Here is a 19,438-nt window from a genome sequence, read left to right as displayed (position 1 = left end):
GAAGTAAACACTATGCAATATAAAGCACTAGGCCAATCGGGAATTCTGGTTCCAGAAATCTGTTTAGGCACGATGACCTTTGGCGAGCAAAATAATCAAGCCGAAGGTTTTGCACAATTAGACTATGCTTTAGAGCGTGGTATTCATTTTTGGGATACTGCGGAAATGTATCCCGTTCCACCTAAGCCAGAAACACAAGGCTCAACCGAGCAAGTGATTGGCAATTGGTTAGCACAGCGCGGTGGCCGAGACAAAATTATTTTAGCTAGTAAAATTGCAGGCCCTTCACAAGGGGGGAGTCAAATTCGTAATGGTCAAACACGCTTTATTGCCAGCGAAATTGAATCAGCTTTAGATGGCTCTTTAAAACGCTTACAAACAGATTATATCGACTTATACCAATTGCACTGGCCACAGCGCTCAACCAACTTCTTTGGCACGTTAGGCTATGGCAATACAGAAGCCAACGATACACGAGAGGTCACGGCACTTGAAGACACACTGCTCGCGTTAAGTAATGAAGTAAAAAAAGGCCGTATCCGTCACATCGGGTTATCCAATGAAACGCCGTGGGGCACGATGAAGTTTTTACACTTGGCAGAAAAGCTAGGCCTAGAAAAAGTTGTGAGCGTACAAAACCCGTATAGCTTGCTGAATCGTAGCTATGAAGTGGGCATGTCTGAAATTGCCAAATATGAAGGTGTGGGCTTGCTGGCGTATTCACCCTTGGCATTTGGCTATCTGACAGGTAAATTCCGTCATGGTGCACGTCCTGCAAATGCACGTGTGACTTTGTACTCTCGCTTTAGCCGTTATAGCAACCCAGAAAGTATATGGGCAACAGAGCAGTACGCACAGCTAGCAGAGCAACATGGCCTCAGTCTGACACAATTGGCGCTTGCCTTTATTAAGCAACAGTTCTTTGTCAGCAGTACGATTATTGGTGCGACCAATTTAGATCAGCTCAAAGAAAATATTGATGCCTTTGATATCAATTTATCTCCAGAGCTATTACAAGGGATTGAAGCTATTCATCGTCAACAGCCTAATCCAGCGCCGTAATCTAGAGCAGATGCCACAGTTAAAGTGCCTTCCTCTTGAGAAGGCATTTTTTATTCTGAATTTGATTAATCGAGATATAACGTGCTGAAAAGGTGTATTCATTAAAATGCAATAAAATTGTACTCAAATGTCAGTGCTACTCAATACAAATAGGCGCATATTGAGCTAAGAGACACTGTTTTCTATAGGATGTGATCGTGATGTGGGTGATCTGATGATGGTTTGTAGTATCAGATGAGAATTTTTTAAATAGCTTGCTTGAAATTATCATCATCTGTACCAATATTAATATTGAATTGCATCTAAAAAATAAATTAAGTTTATGAAAAATATAATAAAAATAATATTGAAAAGCTGTTTTTCATACCCATATATGTATCAAGTTAGAAATTTGTTGTGAGGAATAACAAGAATGCGTTTTGAAAAATTCACAAATCGCCTACAGCAAGCATTATCCGATGCACAATCATTGGCTGCAGGCAAAGACCATACGGCAATTGAAGGCATTCATATTTTATCGGTGCTACTTGAAGAGCCATCCAACCAAAGTTTGCTTCAACAAGCAGGCGCTAATTTAATTGAGCTCAAAGCCAAGTTACAGCAAGCGATGAAAGATGCTGCTACGCTGGCAAACCCAACAGGGGATATTAATTTAAACCCAGATGCAGTAAAGGCACTTAACCTAGCGGATAGTTTTGCCCAAAAAGCAGGAGATGAATTCCTGTCTACAGATTGGGTGCTATTGGCTTTAGCTGAAACAGGTAAAACAAAAAGTATTTTAAATAGTGTTGGCGTAACAACAGATAAGTTACGTACATCTATTGAACATATTCGAGGTGGCGAAGCAGTGATGAGTAATAACCACGAAGATCAACGTGATTCACTCAATAAATATACCCTAGACTTAAATGCGCGTGCATTGGAAGGGAAACTTGACCCAGTGATTGGACGTGATGAAGAAATCCGTCGTACCATTCAGGTATTGTCACGTCGTAGCAAAAATAACCCAGTGTTAATTGGTGAGCCAGGTGTGGGTAAAACCGCAATTGTTGAAGGTTTAGCACAGCGTATTGTGAATGGTGAAGTACCAGAAAGCCTCAAAGGTAAACGTGTATTGTCACTTGACCTTGGCGCGTTGTTGGCCGGTGCAAAATACCGAGGTGAGTTTGAAGAACGCCTTAAAGCAGTTTTAAAAGACTTGGCCAAATATGACGGTGAAATCATCCTGTTCATCGATGAGCTACACACGCTCGTGGGTGCAGGTAAAGGCGATGGTGCTATGGATGCGGGTAACATGCTGAAACCAGCACTAGCACGAGGTGAGCTCCGCTGTGTCGGTGCAACCACCTTAGATGAATATCGTCAATTTATTGAAAAAGATGCAGCTTTAGAGCGTCGTTTCCAAAAAGTTTTGGTCGATGAACCTAGCGTAGAAGATACGATTGCGATTTTACGTGGTCTTAAAGACAAATACGCGACGCATCATGGTGTACAAATTTTAGACTCAGCGATTATTGCTGCGGCTAAGATGTCTCATCGTTATATTACTGATCGTCAATTGCCAGACAAAGCCATTGATTTAATTGATGAAGCAGCATCACGCATCAAAATGGAAATTGACTCTAAACCTGAGCCACTTGACCGTTTAGACCGTCGTTTAATTCAACTGAAAATGCAACTTGAGGCGGTAAAAAAAGATGCAGACTCGGTATCTAAAGTTGAAGTTGAGCACCTTGAAAAACAAATTGCAGAGGTTCAAAAAGAATATAGCGATTTGGAAGAGGTGTGGATTGCTGAAAAACGCTTGGTAGATGGTACGAATCAAGCGCAAATTGAGCTCGATAAAGCCCGTACAGCATTTGAAAAAGCGCAGCGTGAAGGCGATTTGGCCGAAGCCAGCCGTTTGCAATATGGCGTTATTCCAGAACTGCAAAAACGCCTCAATGAAGAAGAAGTGGCTGAAGTGAATGAGGAGCCTAAACTTATTCGAACCAAAGTCACTGAAAATGAAATTGCAGAAGTGGTGAGTGCGGCTACGGGTATCCCTGTGGCAAAAATGCTACAAGGTGAGCGTGAGAAACTACTGCAAATGGAAACATTCTTGCATAATCGTGTGGTTGGGCAAGAGGAAGCGGTAGTTGCTGTTTCCAATGCAGTACGACGTTCACGGGCAGGCTTATCGGATCCAAACCGCCCAAGCGGTTCATTCTTATTCCTTGGACCGACAGGTGTAGGTAAAACTGAATTAACCAAAGCGCTAGGTAATTTCTTATTTGACAGTGATGATTCAATTATTCGAATTGATATGTCAGAATTTATGGAAAAACACTCGGTGAGCCGTTTGGTCGGTGCACCTCCGGGCTATGTTGGGTATGAAGAAGGCGGTGTATTAACAGAAGCTGTTCGCCGTAAACCGTATAGTATTGTGCTGTTTGATGAAGTTGAAAAGGCGCATCCAGATGTATTTAACATCTTATTGCAAGTCTTGGATGATGGTCGTTTGACCGATTCACAAGGACGCTTAATTGACTTTAAAAACACCGTGATTGTGATGACCTCAAACTTAGGTTCGAGTGATGTACGAGAATTGGGTGACAATGCGAGCGATGAAGAGGTTAGAGCAGTGGTAATGGCTGCTGTTGGTGAGCATTTCCGCCCTGAATTTATCAATCGTATTGATGAACTTGTTGTGTTCCATTCACTGAAAAAGGCACAAATACGTGGTATTGCAGATATTCAATTGAACCGTTTACGTGCTCGATTAAGTGATAAAGATATGAATTTATCCGTAGATGACAGCGCATTTGATCAGTTGATTGAGGCAGGTTTTGATCCACTTTATGGTGCTCGACCATTAAAACGTGCGATTCAACAACAAGTGGAAAATAGCTTGGCACAAAAAATATTAGCAGGTGAATTTGTTCCTGGTGATACCATTTTGATTCAAGGTGTGGATGGTGAACTACAATTTTCGAAAATGAAATTAAGTTAACTAAATCACACTTTTATAGATAATCATGAAACCAACCCAGTTAAGCTGGGTTGGTTTTTTTACATTCATCGCATTTATTGTTGAAATACGTAAAGCAGATTGCATTTCAATATTTGAACGCTCTAATATAATTCGCGGTCGTCGAGACCACATGAGCCAAAGATAAAAAACAAAAAAATATAACCTGCTGGATAGCAGATAAAAAGGAAGTTGAAAAATGATGGAATTTAAACTCTGGCGTCAGCTGAAACGTGAGCCTTATAGTGAATACCGCGACTCAGATTCAATTACAGTCAAAGAACTGAAACGGATGTATGGCATATATCAGAAATATTATGCCAATACACGCTACGAAATTTTTGAAAAAGACTTTCTCGAAAAAACGGGTGTTTTTTTAATTATTGAACCTATTGATAAACAAATTGTTGGTTTTTCTACAGTCACTGAACGTGATTTTGTGGTGAATGGTAAAGCTCGCCACGCCTTTTTTAGTGGTGACACGATTATTGAAAAAGAGTTTTGGGGCAACCGTGCGCTCACGCGTGCGATGTATCGCTATATTGTCAGCTTCAAAATGCGTTATCCGTTAGTGCCTGTATATTGGATTTTAATTTCCAAAGGCTTTAAAACGTATCTTTTATTGGCTAATAACTATTATAGCTACTATCCACACTATGGCGCTAAAAATAGTCACCTCAAAGATTTTGTAGAATCTTACTGCAAAGAATATTTTGCAGAATATTATAATGATGAAACAGGACTACTAAACTTTGGTGAAGATTACCAACCATTAAAAGCCGATGTCGCACCAATTTCCAATGAGATGCGTCAAAACAACACAAAAATTGCTTTTTTTGAAGAGAAAAACCCAACTTGGATTCAGGGCACTGAATTACCGTGTGTGGGCGAACTACGTTGGAGTGACTTGTATCGCTACTTGAGTCGTTTTATGACTAAAACAGTAAGCGTAAGTAAGCATGACAGTAAATTTATGCCTAAACGAATGCTACGTGTTGAAACTATGAGTTCAAATTCGAAGGTGGCATAAGTTATGGGAATGATACTTACGGCCTCACATCGGGTTTTGGAGCTTGCATGCCGTAAAGCGTATATACGCTATCGGATACAGGCGGATCAATTAGAAACAGTACAACGCAAAAAGTTGAAACAATTTCTAAAACAAAATTATTCGCAAAATTTACGTTATGAAGATTTTGTTAAAAAATTTCCATTAACTCGATATGCAGATTGGAAAGATAAAATTGAACAGTCACGCCAAAGTGGTAAAAACCACTTGGCTGCCAGTAAGGTTATTCGTTTTCAACCGACAAGTGGCTCAAGCGAGGCACTTAAGTTCATTCCCTACACACAAAATTTCTTAAATGAACTCGATGAAGCAATTGGCCTGTGGCTGACCAGTTTATATCGACAACATCCACAGCTAAAAAATGCGACACATTATTGGTCCGTGTCATGGTTGCCTGAAAGCCAGCGACAGTTACTCGAAAACAGTAATCTTAATGATGATAGTGCACTGCTTAATTTAACGAAACGTTTTTTAAGCAAGGTGACTCAAGCTGTACCTGTTGAAATTGCGATGGCTGAAACAGCAGAAGATGCCATGTTTGCAACGGTGACCTATTTGGTTGCGGATAAGAATTTGGGCATGATTTCTGTATGGAGTCCAACTTTTGCTTTGCAGTTGCTTGAAATGGTGGAGCAACATCAAGATGAAATCTCTGCTGTACTGCGCAGTGGTCAATGGCAACGCAGTAGCTTAAATTTTTTAAAAGCACCCAAGTCGTGTGAGCAAAGTTATAAGTTAAAGCAGATGGATTTTTCAAATCCAAGTTGTTGGAAAAATTTATGGCCAAAACTCAGTTTAATTTCTAGCTGGGATACAGCTAGTGCCCAGCAGTGGGCGCTACAGCTACAACAACGCATTACCGATGTTGCTTTTGAAGGCAAAGGTCTTTGGGCGACAGAAGGTGTGGTGACTATTCCATTTGCAGATAAATTTCCGCTCAGTTATCAATCGCATTTTTATGAGTTTTTATTGCAAGATACAGAGCAAGCGATTCCAGCATGGCGCCTGAAAAAAGGTGATATTGTCAGCCCTGTAATTACAACGGGCTCAGGTCTGATACGCTATGTGATAGATGATGAATTAGAAGTAGTCGATTTTTACCATAACGTACCATGCTTTCGTTTTTTAGGCCGAAAAATGACAGTCGATTTGGTGGGTGAGAAGCTTGATCATAGTGCTGCCATTAAGGTTTTAGCTGAATTTAAGCAAGATAACTATCTCCCAATCAGCATTTTAGGCATTGAAAACTGCACACAAAAAAAACCACACTACGTCATGCTCAGTGAAGGGGATCAGGCTAAGGTACCCAGTGTGCAGGCATTAGATCGCTTGTTAAAGCAGAACTTTCATTATGAATTGGCACGTGATTTGGGCCAATTAGACGAGCCAGAAATTAAACATGTGACCAATGCTTGGGATTATTACAAAAGCTTAGCCATGAAAAACGGCATGATTGAAGGCAACATTAAGCCTGAACCCTTAAAGAAAATGAAAACTAAAATAATTTGAGAATTCCGATGAGTATAGATGTATTAGAAGATCCTGTAGAAGAACGCTTATTTTATCGCTCAAATAATGAACCTAACTTTATGGTTCGGTCTGCAACCCCTGCAGATGATGAACAACTGATGCGTTTGATTGCAGAAACGGTTCCAAGTAATGGCATTACCTTATCGTATGAACGGGCACCAAGTTACATTAGTGCAAGTCATGCGCAATATAACCGCCCAGATATTAAACTGGTGGTTCCTGTAGATGATCCAGATTTAATTATTGGCATGATGAATTTAGGTTGGCGCTACTGTTATATCAATGGACAGCCTGATCTAATGCGCTATGTAGCAGACCTGCGCATGCACCAAGAGTACCGCGGAGCTAAGGTCATGCGTTTACTCATGGATTATGTGTATGATGAAATACCACTCGATACGATTTTCCAAAGTGTGGTATTAGAAGACAATAAATTGGCATCAGGGATATTGCACAATGAACGTAAAGGTTTTCCTTTGCCGTATTATTATGATGATATTCGGACATTTACCGTGTCACAAGCACAGAAGCCAGAGCAGTATCACCAGTTTAAATTTAGTGTATTAACACGTGATCAAATTGATCATGCCAATGCATTTATGACTGAAATGAAAGAGCATTTCAATTTTTTACCGAATTATGATTTCAATGCTTTGGCAGAAGGCCAGCATCCCTATTGGAAGGGAATGAAGCTCGATGATTTTTATTTAGTACGAGACAAAAATAATAAATTGGTGGCGATTTATGGGCTCTGGGATCAAAAAAGTTTTAAGCAAACCCGCGTTTTAGATTATTCACGTCCGCTTAAGCTGATGAAGCCTTTTTATAATGCCTATGCCAAATTTCGTGGCGTGCTTTCTTTACCTAAGATTAATGGCACCTTTGATTATTTAATGCTACATAGTCCATTATGTCATCCAGAACATACAGATGCATTTGCAAGTTTGGTGTTTCATGCCAAAGAGCAAACCAAACTCCGTGGTAAAGAAACCTATTGTATTACCTTGGCACAGAATGACCCACGGATTGCTTGGATGAAAAATACCACATCACATATTTTAAAAGCTAAGCACTATTTACATAGCTTTAAGGCCAAACCTTACGATAAGTTAGATCGGACGCGTATTACTTATTTTGATGTAGGACGTATTTAAAGGCTAGCGCTGCTTAAAATATACAATGATTCAATAAAAAAGAGGCCTATAAAGGCCTCTTTTTAGATCTTAGATTAGCATCTTAAACTGGCGGATGCGTGATTTTCCATGCGCGGTGAATTTTGGTATTACGTTTGAAGTCAAGACCGATAGTTTCGTTACTGATTTCTTTTACGTCAAACATCGCTTCGATTTCTTCGTCCATCTCAAAACCACGGTAGTTATTTGAGAAATACAGCGTACCTTCAGTGGTTAAACGGTTCATAGCACGTTTAATCAATGAAATGTGGTCACGTTGCACATCAAACGTACCGTAGAATTTTTTTGAGTTAGAGAAGGTTGGTGGGTCAATAAAGATTAAGTCATATTGTTCATGACCTTCTTTTAACCACTCAAAGCAATCGCTGGCAAAGAACTGATGTTGTTCATCTGCATGATCTACAGTTAAACCATTCAGCACGAAGTTTTCTTTAGACCAATTCAAATAGGTGTTTGAAAGATCGACACTTGTAGTACTAGCAGCGCCACCTAAAGCAGCATGTAAGCTCGCCGTAGATGTGTAGCTATATAAGTTTAAGAAATGTTTACCACGTGCTTCTGCTGCAATACGTAAACGCATTTGACGGTGGTCAAGGAACAAACCTGTATCTAAATAGTCAGTCAGGTTGACTAAAATTTTAGCTTTGCCTTCTTGAACAATAAAACGCTTAGATGCAGTGCTTTGTTTAGCATATTGTGTTTTACCTTCTTGGCGTGCGCGGGTCTTAATAAAGATTGCGTCGCGTGGTAAGCCTGTAACAGCACGAATAGATGCCAATGCTAAATTAAAGCGTTTTTTTGCTTTTTCAGGATCAATTGTTTTAGGTGGAGCATATTCTTGTACATGCAGACGATCACCGTATAAATCGACAGCGACGTTAAAGTCTGGTAAGTCCGCGTCATAAAGACGTAAGCAGAAGACATTTTCTTTCACGGCCCATTTTTTCAGGTTTTGCATGTTCTTTTGCAAACGATTGGTAAAATCTTGCGCACCTTCAATGGCTTCAAACTGTTGCGGTTGCCAAGTCGCCAAGAAAGGCTGTGCAACTGCAGTCGGTTTAATTACACCAAAGCGGATATAAATGGGTAATTTACCATTCATTAAACGCAAAATTTGTGGCTCATCAAAAGCCAGAACATCGGCCTGTTCAACAGCAGCAGCAATGACTGCAGCATATTGATTTGGGAAATTCTTTTGCAAGAGTGCAGAAAGGCCCAAATACAATGCGCGGTTAGATGCTTTGTCACCTAAACGTTCGCCGTATGGCGGGTTTGTAACCACAACAGCACGTTTACCAACAGCTTGGAAGTCTGGCCAGTCAGCCAAAGTACGTTCTTCAATTTTGATTTGATGAAGTACAGATTCAAAACCAGCAGCAATAATGTTTTGTTTAGTGGCTTTTACGGCTTCCCAGTCTGCATCATAAGCATAAAACTGAGGTAATGGTTGTGCGAGGGCATTGGCATGACGTTCGGCAGCTTCTGCTTTAATACTCATCCAAAGTTCATTGTCATGACCATTCCAGCCATTAAAACCAAAACGACGCACTAGACCAGGCGCACGATCGGTTAAAATCATCAGTGATTCAATGATAAACGTACCAGAACCACACATTGGATCTAAGATAATTTCAGGATTACGTTCTTTTAATTTTGCTTTTTGCAAAATAGCCGCAGCTAAATTTTCTTTAATCGGCGCATCTGTCATATAGCGACGATAACCGCGCTTATGTAATGAGTCACCTGATAAGTCTAAGCAGTAAGTGTGTTCTTTTTTGCCTGCAAGTACGTAAAGCGTAATTTCAGGTTGCTTAATATCAATGCTTGGGCGTTTACCAACCGCTTCCATGAATGAGTCAACTACGCCATCTTTCACACGTAGAGTTGCAAATTGGCTGTTTACTTTAATATCGCGTTCAATGTGCAAACGCACTGCAAATGTACTTTGTGGTGCAAAAATAAGCGACCAATCAAAGTTAATTGCACCTTCATAGAGCTCTTCAGCAACATCGCGAGCGTCGTGAGTAAACTCAAGTTCATGCGTATGAATGGGTGTTAATACGCGTGATGCAAGACGTGACCACATACAAATACGGTACGCATCTTCAAGTGTGCCTTTGAAAACTAAACGACCCGGGAATTGTTCAATATTTTGAACACCTAAACCTTCAATTTCCTCGCGGAGTAAGGTTTCAAGTCCATCTGCACAGGTGACCCAATATGTAGAAAGACGCGGTTTCGAATTCATGTAAATTTCCAAAAGCAAAAAAAGCAATCGACTATTTTAACGTATTTTCGACTATTTGGGCGCTTCATCTGCACACGATCATTAAGAAATATTCAACTTTTAACACAATCATTCAAATTAGATATTGGTCTTAATCAGGTGAGAATTTATGTGATTGGTATGTGTTTTGCTTAACCACTGCTAGCGCCTGAGTGTGTCCGCATATTTAGAATTTTGCGCTTTTGAGATCATTTATTTAAAGGGGAATATGATGCAACACTTCGAACCAGCCAGTAGTTCAGAAATATTTTCAGTCGCAACACTTTTATATGCACGTATGCGCCGTATGGGTGTTCGTGTCATTGATGTGATGTATATGGTCGAGAATAAACAATATGCATATCACGTGATTAAGTTGGCTTTACAAGCACATGATGCCGAACTTGATCGTTTAAGTTTACGTTTACAATTGATGATGGAATTAGATGTAGAAGAGGCATCAAAAGCTCAATTACCAATCGCAGAGAAAGCATCTCCTGAAGAAATTCAAGAGGATCCATACTATGAGGCCACTGAGGACGAAATTTATAAAGCACAGGTTTCGCACCATTATATTGGTGCATTGCGCTAGTCATAGCTGTTTATATTGGATGTATTTGTGAGCAATATAAATGCATTTCAATACGCCTAGCTCTTACTGCTCGTGGTTAGGGCTTTGCAGTGATATGGACATAAAATAATAGAATAAGGGACCAATTATAATGAAATTGTTTAAATTATCTAATTGAATTTATACATAGGAATATGAAAATTGATTTTTTATTTCGGCTACGTTTTTGTGCGATTGCTGAAAACTTCAACTGCCAATTTTTAATATTCTCTGTATAATGCGTTAACTTAACGATAAGGAATCTCTCATGCACTTGGCGGCATTGCATACACCGAGCCAGATTCAACTCAACCAAGATGGTCACTTAAAACATTTCCTCACCATCGACGGTCTTTCTAAAGAAACTCTCACAAAAATATTGGACACTGCGCAGTCCTTTTTTAATGACCAAAATCAGCTTATTACCAATAATCTTCTCGAAGGCCGTACGGTAATGAACCTGTTTTTTGAAAATTCAACGCGTACTCGTACTACATTTGAAGCTGCTGCAAAGCGTTTATCTGCAAACGTATTAAACATTGATATTGCTCGTTCGAGTACATCTAAAGGTGAAACACTGCGTGATACACTGTGGAATTTAGAAGCGATGGCGACGGATATTTTCGTGGTTCGTCATTCTTCTTCGGGTGCTGCCCACTTTATTGCAAAAGATGTTTGCCCAAACATTGCTATTATTAATGCAGGCGATGGTCGACATGCGCATCCAACCCAAGCCATGTTGGATATGCTGACCATTCGCCGTGAAACTAAAAAAAATTTTGAAGATATTAGCATTGCCATTATTGGTGATATTAAGCATTCGCGTGTTGCACGTTCAGATGTAGCGGCACTGCAAACTCTAGGTTGTAAAGATATTCGCGTGATTGCGCCAAATACACTTCTTCCTTATGGTTTTGAAGAATATGGCGAAGGTATTCGTCTATTTAACAATATGGAAGATGGCATTAAAGATTGCGATGTGATTATTACTTTACGTATTCAAAATGAACGTATTGATTCGCCTGCGCTATCGTCTCAAGCTGAATTTTACAAAATGTATGGCTTGAACAAAGAACGTCTTGCGATGGCGAAACCAGATTGCATCGTGATGCATCCAGGGCCAATGAACCGTGGTGTTGAAATTGATTCAAGTATTGCTGATGGTCCACAGTCTGTGATTTTAAATCAGGTGACGAATGGTATCGCTGTACGTATGGCAGTTTTGGCTTTAGCAATGCAAGGTCAACTAGAAGAAAAAGGTTTGTTAGAAGCAGTTGCGGGATAAGGTAGAAGTCATGACTATTGTAAAAATTGAAAATGTACGTGTCTTAGACCCGATTCAAAATACTGACAGCGTACAAACGGTTTATATTGAAGATGGTCAATTGGTTGGTGCAACAGACAATGTTGCTGAAACGATAAATGGCCAAGGCAAGTGGTTAATGCCGACCATGGTTGACTTATGTGCACGTTTACGTGAACCTGGCCAGCAACAGCACGGTACGCTTAAATCTGAAGGTAAAGCGGCCGTTGCCAATGGTATTTTGCATGTATTTACCCCACCAGATTCTAAGCCAATCGTGCAAGACAATGGCGCACTCATTCATGGCTTGGTTGAAAAAGCGATGTTAGATGGTGGCATTTATTTGCAAGTGATTGGTGCACAAACCCAAGGCTTAAATGGCCAGCAACCTGCAAATATGGCTGGCTTGAAAAAAGGTGGCTGTACTGCGGTTTCAAATGCTAATGCGCCATTTGCCAATGATGATGTGGTGATTCGCACTTTAGAATATGCTGCTGGTGTAAACATGACGGTGGTGTTCTATGCAGAAGAACACCAAATTGCAAAAGATGGCTGTGTGCATGAAGGTTTTATTGCTTCGCGTCAAGGCCTACCGATGATTCCAGCTTTAGCAGAAACAGTCGCAATTGCAAAATATCTTTTGATGATTGAAGCAACAGGTGTACGTGCTCACTTTGGCTTGTTATCTTGCGGTGCTTCAGTTGAGCTGATTAAAAATGCCAAAGCAAAAGGCTTACCCGTGACATGTGATGTGGCAATGCACCAACTGCATTTAACGGATCAACTTATTGATGGCTTTAATTCATTGGCACATGTACGTCCACCACTTCGTGCTGAGCAAGATAAAGTATTGTTACGCCAAGGCATTAAAGATGGCGTGATTGATGCGATTTGTACGCATCACGAACCGCTGAGCAGTTCTGCAAAAATGGCACCATTTGCTGAAACTCAACCTGGTTTTACTGCATTTGATACCTTTATTCCATTTGGGGTGCAACTGGTCAATGACGGTTTGCTTGAGCCACTCGAATGGGTGAAAAAAGTGACTGTACAACCTGCTACAGTCGCTCAAATGCAAACTCGCTGGGAACAAGAAGTGGGTTGGGTATTGGTCGATCCTGAGCTTGAGTGGACCATTACTAAAGATAGCATCGTGTCGAATGGTAAAAATACGCCACTCATTGGCCTAACAGTGAAAGGCAAAGCACTAGCAACCTTTAAGGCTTAAGCTTGTGTGAGATTGAATATTCAATCTCATTTAAAAGTCAGCTTCGGCTGACTTTTTTTGTGCCTTAAATACCATTTATCAAACAAATACAATTATTCACAATCATTAAAATATTCAGGCTTACACTTTTAAAAGATTAGAAAGAAAAGAAATGAAAAAAGAAAAAGGCTAAACAAGGAATATACGTATGACTGATTTATTAGAGCTGTTAAAACAACAAGTTTCAGCCATTGTATTAGATGGCGAAAGTGAGCATTTATTTGAAAAAAATAATGCACTGAACCAGTTTTACCCTATTTTACTCAGCATTTTAAAAGCCAAGCCGAGTTTAATTAGCAGTTTGGCAGATCAACTGAACCCACGCTTAATTGACATCTTTCAGTCTAATAGTGCTTTGAAAGAAAAGTTTATCGCCACGGTCGCAGGCGATGCACCCGTGCCAGAAATTGAACATACTTTAAATAAATCTATTATGCCGACGATGGGTTTTTTACAATCTGAAGCAGGTTCAACCGACCCAGCTGCAATTGTACATTTGATCGAAACTCATTTTGGTAGTGTAAAAAGTGCCTTACCTCATTGGGCTGGTGGTCTATTAGCGGCTTTAGGCATTAATACTGCGATGGGCGAAACTGTACATCAGGCAGAAGTGAGGTATGTAGAGGAGCCTGTGGAAGAACAAAAATCAGGTTCTTGGATCGCATTAATTGCCTTAGTTATTTTAGCTTTGCTGGCAGGTTTTTGGTTTAAGTCTTGCTCTGAGCGCAAACAGGCAGAGACAGTTGCTCCTGTACAAAGTACCAGTAATCAACCTGCGAAGTTCCAATTGAGCACCAATGCAAAAGGTGAGCTCTCTAGCTGTCAGGTTTATGTTAATAACACTTCATATTTAAATATCTTACAAAATGAGGTGAAGCAGATTTTTACCCATCCTACGGGCTGTGGAGCTGAAAATGATGCAGCTTATCATACGCAGTTTATTGATCAAGAATCGATTCCATCGGTATTAAAACTGTTAAAAGGTGTGCCTAATGCATCTTTAACGTGGATGGGGGATCAATTGTCTATACAAGCTACGAATAGTGCAGATGCGAGTCGTTTAATATCACAAGTAAAAGGACTTGTGCCTAATATGAAAGTGGTTGGACAGCAGGCTGTAGATATCAATAGTACGGTAGATAACAGCATTAACAATGCGCAAAAAGCACTGGCAAGTATTAACCCAGATCGAATTCGTGCTTTAGACGTAGCCACCGCATTGAATATGCAAATTATTAATTTTGCATCAGGTTCAAGCGAAATTCCAAAAGCCAACCAATCGATTTTGGATCAGGCTGCAGCACTTTTACAACGTGCCTCACAAGTACACCTAACTATTAAAGGATTTACTGACTCAGTGGGAAATGCTGAGGTGAATAAAGCATTGTCTTTGAAGCGTGCTGAAGCGATTAAAAATTATTTAGTGGGCAAGGGTGTAGACCCAGCACAGTTGAAGGCTGAAGGCTTTGGTCAAGAGCAACCCAAAGCAGATAACTCTACACCAGAAGGTCAATTTCAAAACCGCCGTATTGAGTTTGAAGTACTCAATACCGATACAGGTAAAGTACGTGAAGTGAATCAGCAAGGTGTGACTGAAGTAAAATAGTATAGGTCTAGGACGATAAGATTGTTCTTTATGTTACGAGAGCAATCTTGTTTTTTTTTGAAAATTTGCTTAAATTGGCCGCGAATAATAACAATGCTTGGTTCAAAATAATGAAATCTGTATTTATAACAGGTGTGGTGTGTAGCAGTTTGTTGCTTACCGCATGTGATTTTCGCAAAAAAGATACCACTACAGCTGAAAAAGCAAAACTGCAAGATTGGAGCTGTAGTGCGCCAGCAAATATAGAACAAATCCAAAATCACTTAAAAGAAGATTATTTATCTCAATTAGATCAACGGCTACGCCAATCTGGTTATGAGTCTGATCAGGTTTTATTAGAAAAAATCCGCAAAAATATTAAATTTGAGATGAGCCATATTGCCACGCATACAGAACAGCCTGAGCAAGCAAAACAATTGGAATGTACTAGCTTATTGGTGGCGACTTTGCCTAAAGGGCTGCAAAAACGTGCAGAAAATGCTTATTTAGAAGAGCCGTGTGAGGAATGTGATGGCGAAGATTCTGAGTCGCAGAGTACTTATACGTTGCAAGATTCCATTAAAAATGAGTGGAGTTCTTTAAAACTTCAAGACGATAAAATTAGTGGCTCAGACTTTAAATATAGTTTGGAACGCTCAGACAATGATGAAATTAGCTTGTCGGTAGAAAGTCCGAGCTTAATTGGATTGTCTGCTAAAGTTTCAGAATTGGCAGTAAATTATGAGGCTTACCAAAAACGCAATAAAGCCAATATTGAAGCGAACCAGCAAAACGTAGAAGAATACAATAAAGAGAATGCAGCACAAATGGCATTGGCACAGAAAGCGCTGGATATTCGTCAAAAAGAAGTCGATGCAGAACAAAAAGCAGTGGTAGAGCGATTGAACAGTACATGGGATCGCTTTAGCCCAGAGCAAAAAACAGTACAGCAACAAGATCAATCAGATTGGTTTGAAAAACGTGATGTAGACTGCAAAGTGATTTCGCAAAAACGAGTATATGATTTAAAAGATAGCGAAATTGAAACTTATCAACGCCAGCGTGATTATTGGAATAATGATATGGAAAAACAAAATCAAGCGATTCAATATAGTCAGTGTTTTGTGCAAAAAACCAAAGAGCGTACGGTGTATTTAAGTAATTTATTCAATTAAGCAGAGTATTGGGCTCTAAATAAGCATCACTTTACTTTTAAAATTTGCATAAATCAAAAGGGATGAATTGAAGCATCCCTTTTTTCTTGGCATGCTTAGCCCTACAAGATGGATGAGAAGCGAAAAATGCGAATTAGTTTTATTGGGGCCGGCCGAGTAGCACATCACTTTGCGCATGTATTGCGACACGATCATCAGATCATTAATATTTTCAGCCGTAGTATTGAACGTGCACAGCAACTGGCACAAGCGGTCGGTGCTCAAGCTTTTACAGAAATGTCACAATTAGATCCAACGGTCGATTTAATTATTATCGCAGTAAGTGATAGCGCGATTGGCACGGTGATTAAAGCTTTGCATCCGTATTTTTCCAATACGCTCATTGTTCACACGTCAGGCAGTACAGATATCCAGCAATTAACCGCAGTTCATACGCGCGCAGGTGTATTTTATCCCTTACAGACTTTTAGCATGGCGCGTGAAATAGAGTGGTCAAGTACCCCTTTATTTGTTGAAGCTGTGCATCAAGTCGATTTAGCGACGTTAATGGCTTTGGCACAGCAATTAAGTACACGAGTTTATCAATATGACTCTACACAGCGCCTAAGCTTACATTTGGCGGCGGTATATGCCTGTAATTTCACCAATTACTGCTATGATATGGCCAAACAAGTTGTTGATGCCAAACAAGTTGATTTTAGTCTACTGTATCCATTAATTTTAGAGACAGCGCAAAAAGCGACTCAGTCTGACCCCAAAATTATGCAAACAGGTCCTGCAATGCGTGGTGATCAAAACATTATTGCCATGCACAGCAAAATGCTAGAGCAGGCAGGCCATGATGATTTAAAAGCAGTGTATGCATTAATGAGTGAGCAGATTCTAAAACGTCATCATTCGAGTTGAGTATTTTATCTACTCACATATTTGAAAGGAAATGCATTGTGGCAAAGGATTTTTGCAATCAGCAGGTCGTAGATGGTTATGATCAGCATATCCGCCAATTAATTCCGGGTTATGAATTGGTCCATCAGCAGATTTTGGCAATATTAAAGGTACATTTGCCCAAAGATGCGCATGTATTGATTATTGGCGCTGGGACGGGTTATGAATTGGGCTATTTATTACAGAACTTTCCGCAATGTAGATTTACCGTAACAGAACTTTCGCAGCCTATGCTGGAAAAGGCTAAAGATTATGTGGCGACTTGGAATAAGGATGATCGGGTCAATTTTATTTTGGGCAGCCATACAGAATTTGAACACATCCCGCAGTTTGACGCAGTCTTGTCAATTTTGGTCGCGCACTTTGTTCACTTTGAACAGAAGCTTGAGTTTATGCATACTGCACGTTTAAGTATGAAGCCGAATGGTATCTTTTTAACGTTCGATTTAACTCAATTTAATTTCGAGCAAGAAGCCGAAACTTTAAAGCAAATGTGTTTGATGAATGGGCTATTAGATAAGCAAGTTGAGGCGATGCTGACTCGATTAAAGGACGATTTTTATACGTTAAGCACGAAAGAAACTTTTGCTCTATTGAGTGATGCAGGATTCTCACAGGTTCACTCATTCGCTCAGGTTTTATGCTATCAAGGTTTTATTGCACAGCATTAAACAGATTTTTACTTTTGATGGTTGATATAAAAAAAAGAGATTTAATTAAAAACATAGATGCAGTGTTTAAGTAATGTGTGCTATTAAATAATCAGAAACAAAAATAAAAAGTCCAAAGGAAAATAAAATGCATCAGGAATTCGATTACATTATTATCGGCGGTGGTAGTGCGGGCTGTGTATTAGCCAGTCGTTTAAGTGAAGACCCTAATATTTCTGTGTGTCTGCTAGAAGCAGGTGGACAAGGCGATAGTTGGACAGTCAATGTACCTGCAGCATGTGTGATGAGCTTGCCCACAAAAATTAATAACTGGGCTTTTGAAACAGTAGCGCAAAAAGGACTCAATGGTCGCAAAGGCTATCAGCCTCGTGGCAAATGTTTGGGTGGTTCGTCTGCCATTAATGCCATGATCTATATTCGTGGGCATCGGGCCGATTATGCTGCATGGGCAGCTCAAGGCAATACAGGATGGTCATACGAAGAAGTTCTGCCTTATTTTATTTGTTCCGAAAATAATGAACGCATTCGAAATGAATATCATGGCAATTCGGGCCCCTTGTCAGTCATTGATTTACGCACAGATAACCCAATTCATGCCCGTTATATCGCTGCCGCTAAAAGTCAGGGCCATCGTATTTTAGATGATTTTAATGGGGCGGAGCAGGAAGGCTTAGGCGTATATCAAGTGACTCACATGAATGGTGAGCGCTGTAGTGCGGCACGTGCTTATTTATTTCCACATTTGCAACGCGCTAATTTGACGGTATGGACCAAAGCGCTGACACAAAAAATTATCATTGAGCATAAAACGGCAGTGGGCGTACAGCTTGAGCACGCAGGCCAAGTCAAAACCATTAAAGCACGTAAAGAAGTATTACTCAGTGCAGGGGCAATGCAGTCGCCACAGATTTTAATGCTTTCAGGGGTTGGCGACCAAACAGAGTTACAACAGCATGGTATTGAGTTAAAGCATCATTTACCGGGTGTGGGCAAAAACTTTCATGATCACCCCGATTTTATTTTTGGATATAGTGTTAAAGACACGCAAAATACCTTTGGTATTTCTATACCTGGTTCAATGTCGATGTTTAAGCAAATTCAGCGTTATCGTAAAGAACGAAGGGGAATGATTAGCTCGAATTTTGCAGAATGTGGTGGCTTCTTAAAAAGTGATCCGCAGTTAGATATTCCTAATTTACAGTTACACTTTGTGGTCGCTTTGGTGGATGACCATGCGCGTAAGTTTCATGCCAGTCATGGCGTATCGTGCCATGTATGTTTACTTAATCCGCGTAGTCGAGGCAGTGTCAAACTCAGTGGCAATAAAATCTCAGACCCATTACTGATTGATCCGAATTTCTTAGGTGATGATCGAGATTTAGAGGATTTAGTGAAGGGCTTTAAATTAACTCAGCAATTGATGCAAGATCCAGCACTCGCAGACATGTACAAAGAAGATTTATTTACTGCAAATGTTAAAACAGATGATGATATTCGTGAAATTTTACGCAATCGAGTGGATACGGTTTATCACCCAGTCGGTAGTTGTAAGATGGGAATTGATGAAATGGCCGTAGTTGACCCAGAATTAAGGGTACATGGCATCAAAAATTTACGTGTCATTGATGCGTCAATTATGCCTTCTGTGGTCAATGGTAACACCAATGCACCCGTAATTATGATTGCGGAAAAAGCGGTTGACTTACTTCGACAAGCAAATGAGCGTCAACAAGTGGCTTAAATAGATATATT

Annotated in this window: 14 protein-coding genes; 13 read left to right on the top strand and 1 reads right to left on the bottom strand. The window is 40.1% G+C overall.

Going from position 1 to position 19,438, the window contains the following annotated elements; translation table 11 throughout:
* Positions 1-12: 12 nt before the first annotated feature.
* From D9K81_RS07880 to D9K81_RS07860, 5 genes are all read left to right on the top strand, one after another.
* A complete protein-coding gene (locus D9K81_RS07880; RefSeq protein ID WP_120375566.1) occupies positions 13-1,062 on the top strand; it encodes an NADP(H)-dependent aldo-keto reductase in 1,050 nt (349 codons plus the stop codon).
* A gap of 412 nt (positions 1,063-1,474) precedes the next feature.
* Entirely contained in the window at positions 1,475-4,054 is a 2,580-nt protein-coding gene (clpB, locus tag D9K81_RS07875) for an ATP-dependent chaperone ClpB (RefSeq protein ID WP_120375535.1), read from the top strand.
* Between the two features lie 217 nt (positions 4,055-4,271).
* Positions 4,272-5,102: a hypothetical protein gene (locus D9K81_RS07870; RefSeq protein ID WP_120375534.1), complete on the top strand. Its 831-nt coding sequence runs from the start codon at positions 4,272-4,274 to the stop codon at positions 5,100-5,102.
* Between the two features lie 3 nt (positions 5,103-5,105).
* On the top strand, positions 5,106-6,650 hold the full coding sequence (locus D9K81_RS07865; protein ID WP_120375533.1) for a GH3 family domain-containing protein: 1,545 nt from the start codon (positions 5,106-5,108) through the stop codon (positions 6,648-6,650).
* A gap of 8 nt (positions 6,651-6,658) precedes the next feature.
* Positions 6,659-7,825: a GNAT family N-acetyltransferase gene (locus tag D9K81_RS07860; RefSeq protein WP_120375532.1), complete on the top strand. Its 1,167-nt coding sequence runs from the start codon at positions 6,659-6,661 to the stop codon at positions 7,823-7,825.
* A gap of 82 nt (positions 7,826-7,907) precedes the next feature.
* Here the strand turns inward: D9K81_RS07860 and rlmKL are convergent, their stop codons facing one another.
* Positions 7,908-10,112, bottom strand: a complete 2,205-nt coding sequence (rlmKL, locus tag D9K81_RS07855; protein ID WP_120375531.1) for a bifunctional 23S rRNA (guanine(2069)-N(7))-methyltransferase RlmK/23S rRNA (guanine(2445)-N(2))-methyltransferase RlmL — start codon at positions 10,110-10,112, stop codon at positions 7,908-7,910.
* Between the two features lie 250 nt (positions 10,113-10,362).
* On the opposite strand from rlmKL, the gene D9K81_RS07850 reads away from it, so the two are divergent.
* The 8 genes from D9K81_RS07850 (at position 10,363) to D9K81_RS07815 (ending at position 19,427) form a co-directional block, all read left to right on the top strand.
* Positions 10,363-10,722 (top strand): hypothetical protein, encoded by a 360-nt coding sequence (locus D9K81_RS07850; RefSeq protein ID WP_227601939.1) that lies wholly within the window; start codon positions 10,363-10,365, stop codon positions 10,720-10,722.
* Between the two features lie 286 nt (positions 10,723-11,008).
* Complete coding sequence (locus D9K81_RS07845; protein ID WP_120375529.1) at positions 11,009-12,025, top strand: aspartate carbamoyltransferase catalytic subunit; 1,017 nt, start codon at positions 11,009-11,011, stop codon at positions 12,023-12,025.
* Between the two features lie 10 nt (positions 12,026-12,035).
* Positions 12,036-13,271 (top strand): dihydroorotase, encoded by a 1,236-nt coding sequence (locus D9K81_RS07840; protein ID WP_120375528.1) that lies wholly within the window; start codon positions 12,036-12,038, stop codon positions 13,269-13,271.
* 187 nt (positions 13,272-13,458) lie between these two features.
* Positions 13,459-14,916 carry an OmpA family protein gene (locus D9K81_RS07835; protein WP_120375527.1) on the top strand — a complete coding sequence of 486 codons (1,458 nt, stop codon included), beginning with the start codon at positions 13,459-13,461 and terminating at the stop codon, positions 14,914-14,916.
* 110 nt (positions 14,917-15,026) lie between these two features.
* Positions 15,027-16,070 carry a DUF1311 domain-containing protein gene (locus D9K81_RS07830; protein WP_120375565.1) on the top strand — a complete coding sequence of 348 codons (1,044 nt, stop codon included), beginning with the start codon at positions 15,027-15,029 and terminating at the stop codon, positions 16,068-16,070.
* Positions 16,071-16,196: 126 nt separating this feature from the next.
* Entirely contained in the window at positions 16,197-16,976 is a 780-nt protein-coding gene (locus D9K81_RS07825; RefSeq protein WP_120375564.1) for a Rossmann-like and DUF2520 domain-containing protein, read from the top strand.
* 38 nt (positions 16,977-17,014) lie between these two features.
* Positions 17,015-17,686: a class I SAM-dependent methyltransferase gene (locus tag D9K81_RS07820; protein ID WP_120375526.1), complete on the top strand. Its 672-nt coding sequence runs from the start codon at positions 17,015-17,017 to the stop codon at positions 17,684-17,686.
* A gap of 127 nt (positions 17,687-17,813) precedes the next feature.
* On the top strand, positions 17,814-19,427 hold the full coding sequence (locus D9K81_RS07815; protein ID WP_120375525.1) for a GMC family oxidoreductase: 1,614 nt from the start codon (positions 17,814-17,816) through the stop codon (positions 19,425-19,427).
* Positions 19,428-19,438 lie beyond the last annotated feature (11 nt).

Source organism: Acinetobacter chengduensis, assembly GCF_003664645.1.
GTDB classification, from domain to species: Bacteria; Pseudomonadota; Gammaproteobacteria; order Pseudomonadales; family Moraxellaceae; genus Acinetobacter; species Acinetobacter chengduensis.
Note: the sequence above shows the minus strand (reverse complement) of the source record. Positions and strands in the feature narration are given on the sequence as shown.

Coding starts and splice junctions, on each gene's coding strand:
- D9K81_RS07840 (WP_120375528.1), top strand. CDS start 12,036: ATGACTATTGTAAAAATTGAAAATGTACGTGTCTTAGACCCGATTCAA.
- D9K81_RS07865 (WP_120375533.1), top strand. CDS start 5,106: ATGGGAATGATACTTACGGCCTCACATCGGGTTTTGGAGCTTGCATGC.
- D9K81_RS07830 (WP_120375565.1), top strand. CDS start 15,027: ATGAAATCTGTATTTATAACAGGTGTGGTGTGTAGCAGTTTGTTGCTT.
- D9K81_RS07850 (WP_227601939.1), top strand. CDS start 10,363: ATGCAACACTTCGAACCAGCCAGTAGTTCAGAAATATTTTCAGTCGCA.
- D9K81_RS07815 (WP_120375525.1), top strand. CDS start 17,814: ATGCATCAGGAATTCGATTACATTATTATCGGCGGTGGTAGTGCGGGC.
- D9K81_RS07870 (WP_120375534.1), top strand. CDS start 4,272: ATGATGGAATTTAAACTCTGGCGTCAGCTGAAACGTGAGCCTTATAGT.
- D9K81_RS07825 (WP_120375564.1), top strand. CDS start 16,197: ATGCGAATTAGTTTTATTGGGGCCGGCCGAGTAGCACATCACTTTGCG.
- D9K81_RS07835 (WP_120375527.1), top strand. CDS start 13,459: ATGACTGATTTATTAGAGCTGTTAAAACAACAAGTTTCAGCCATTGTA.
- D9K81_RS07860 (WP_120375532.1), top strand. CDS start 6,659: ATGAGTATAGATGTATTAGAAGATCCTGTAGAAGAACGCTTATTTTAT.
- D9K81_RS07845 (WP_120375529.1), top strand. CDS start 11,009: ATGCACTTGGCGGCATTGCATACACCGAGCCAGATTCAACTCAACCAA.
- clpB (WP_120375535.1), top strand. CDS start 1,475: ATGCGTTTTGAAAAATTCACAAATCGCCTACAGCAAGCATTATCCGAT.
- D9K81_RS07880 (WP_120375566.1), top strand. CDS start 13: ATGCAATATAAAGCACTAGGCCAATCGGGAATTCTGGTTCCAGAAATC.
- rlmKL (WP_120375531.1), bottom strand. CDS start 10,112: ATGAATTCGAAACCGCGTCTTTCTACATATTGGGTCACCTGTGCAGAT.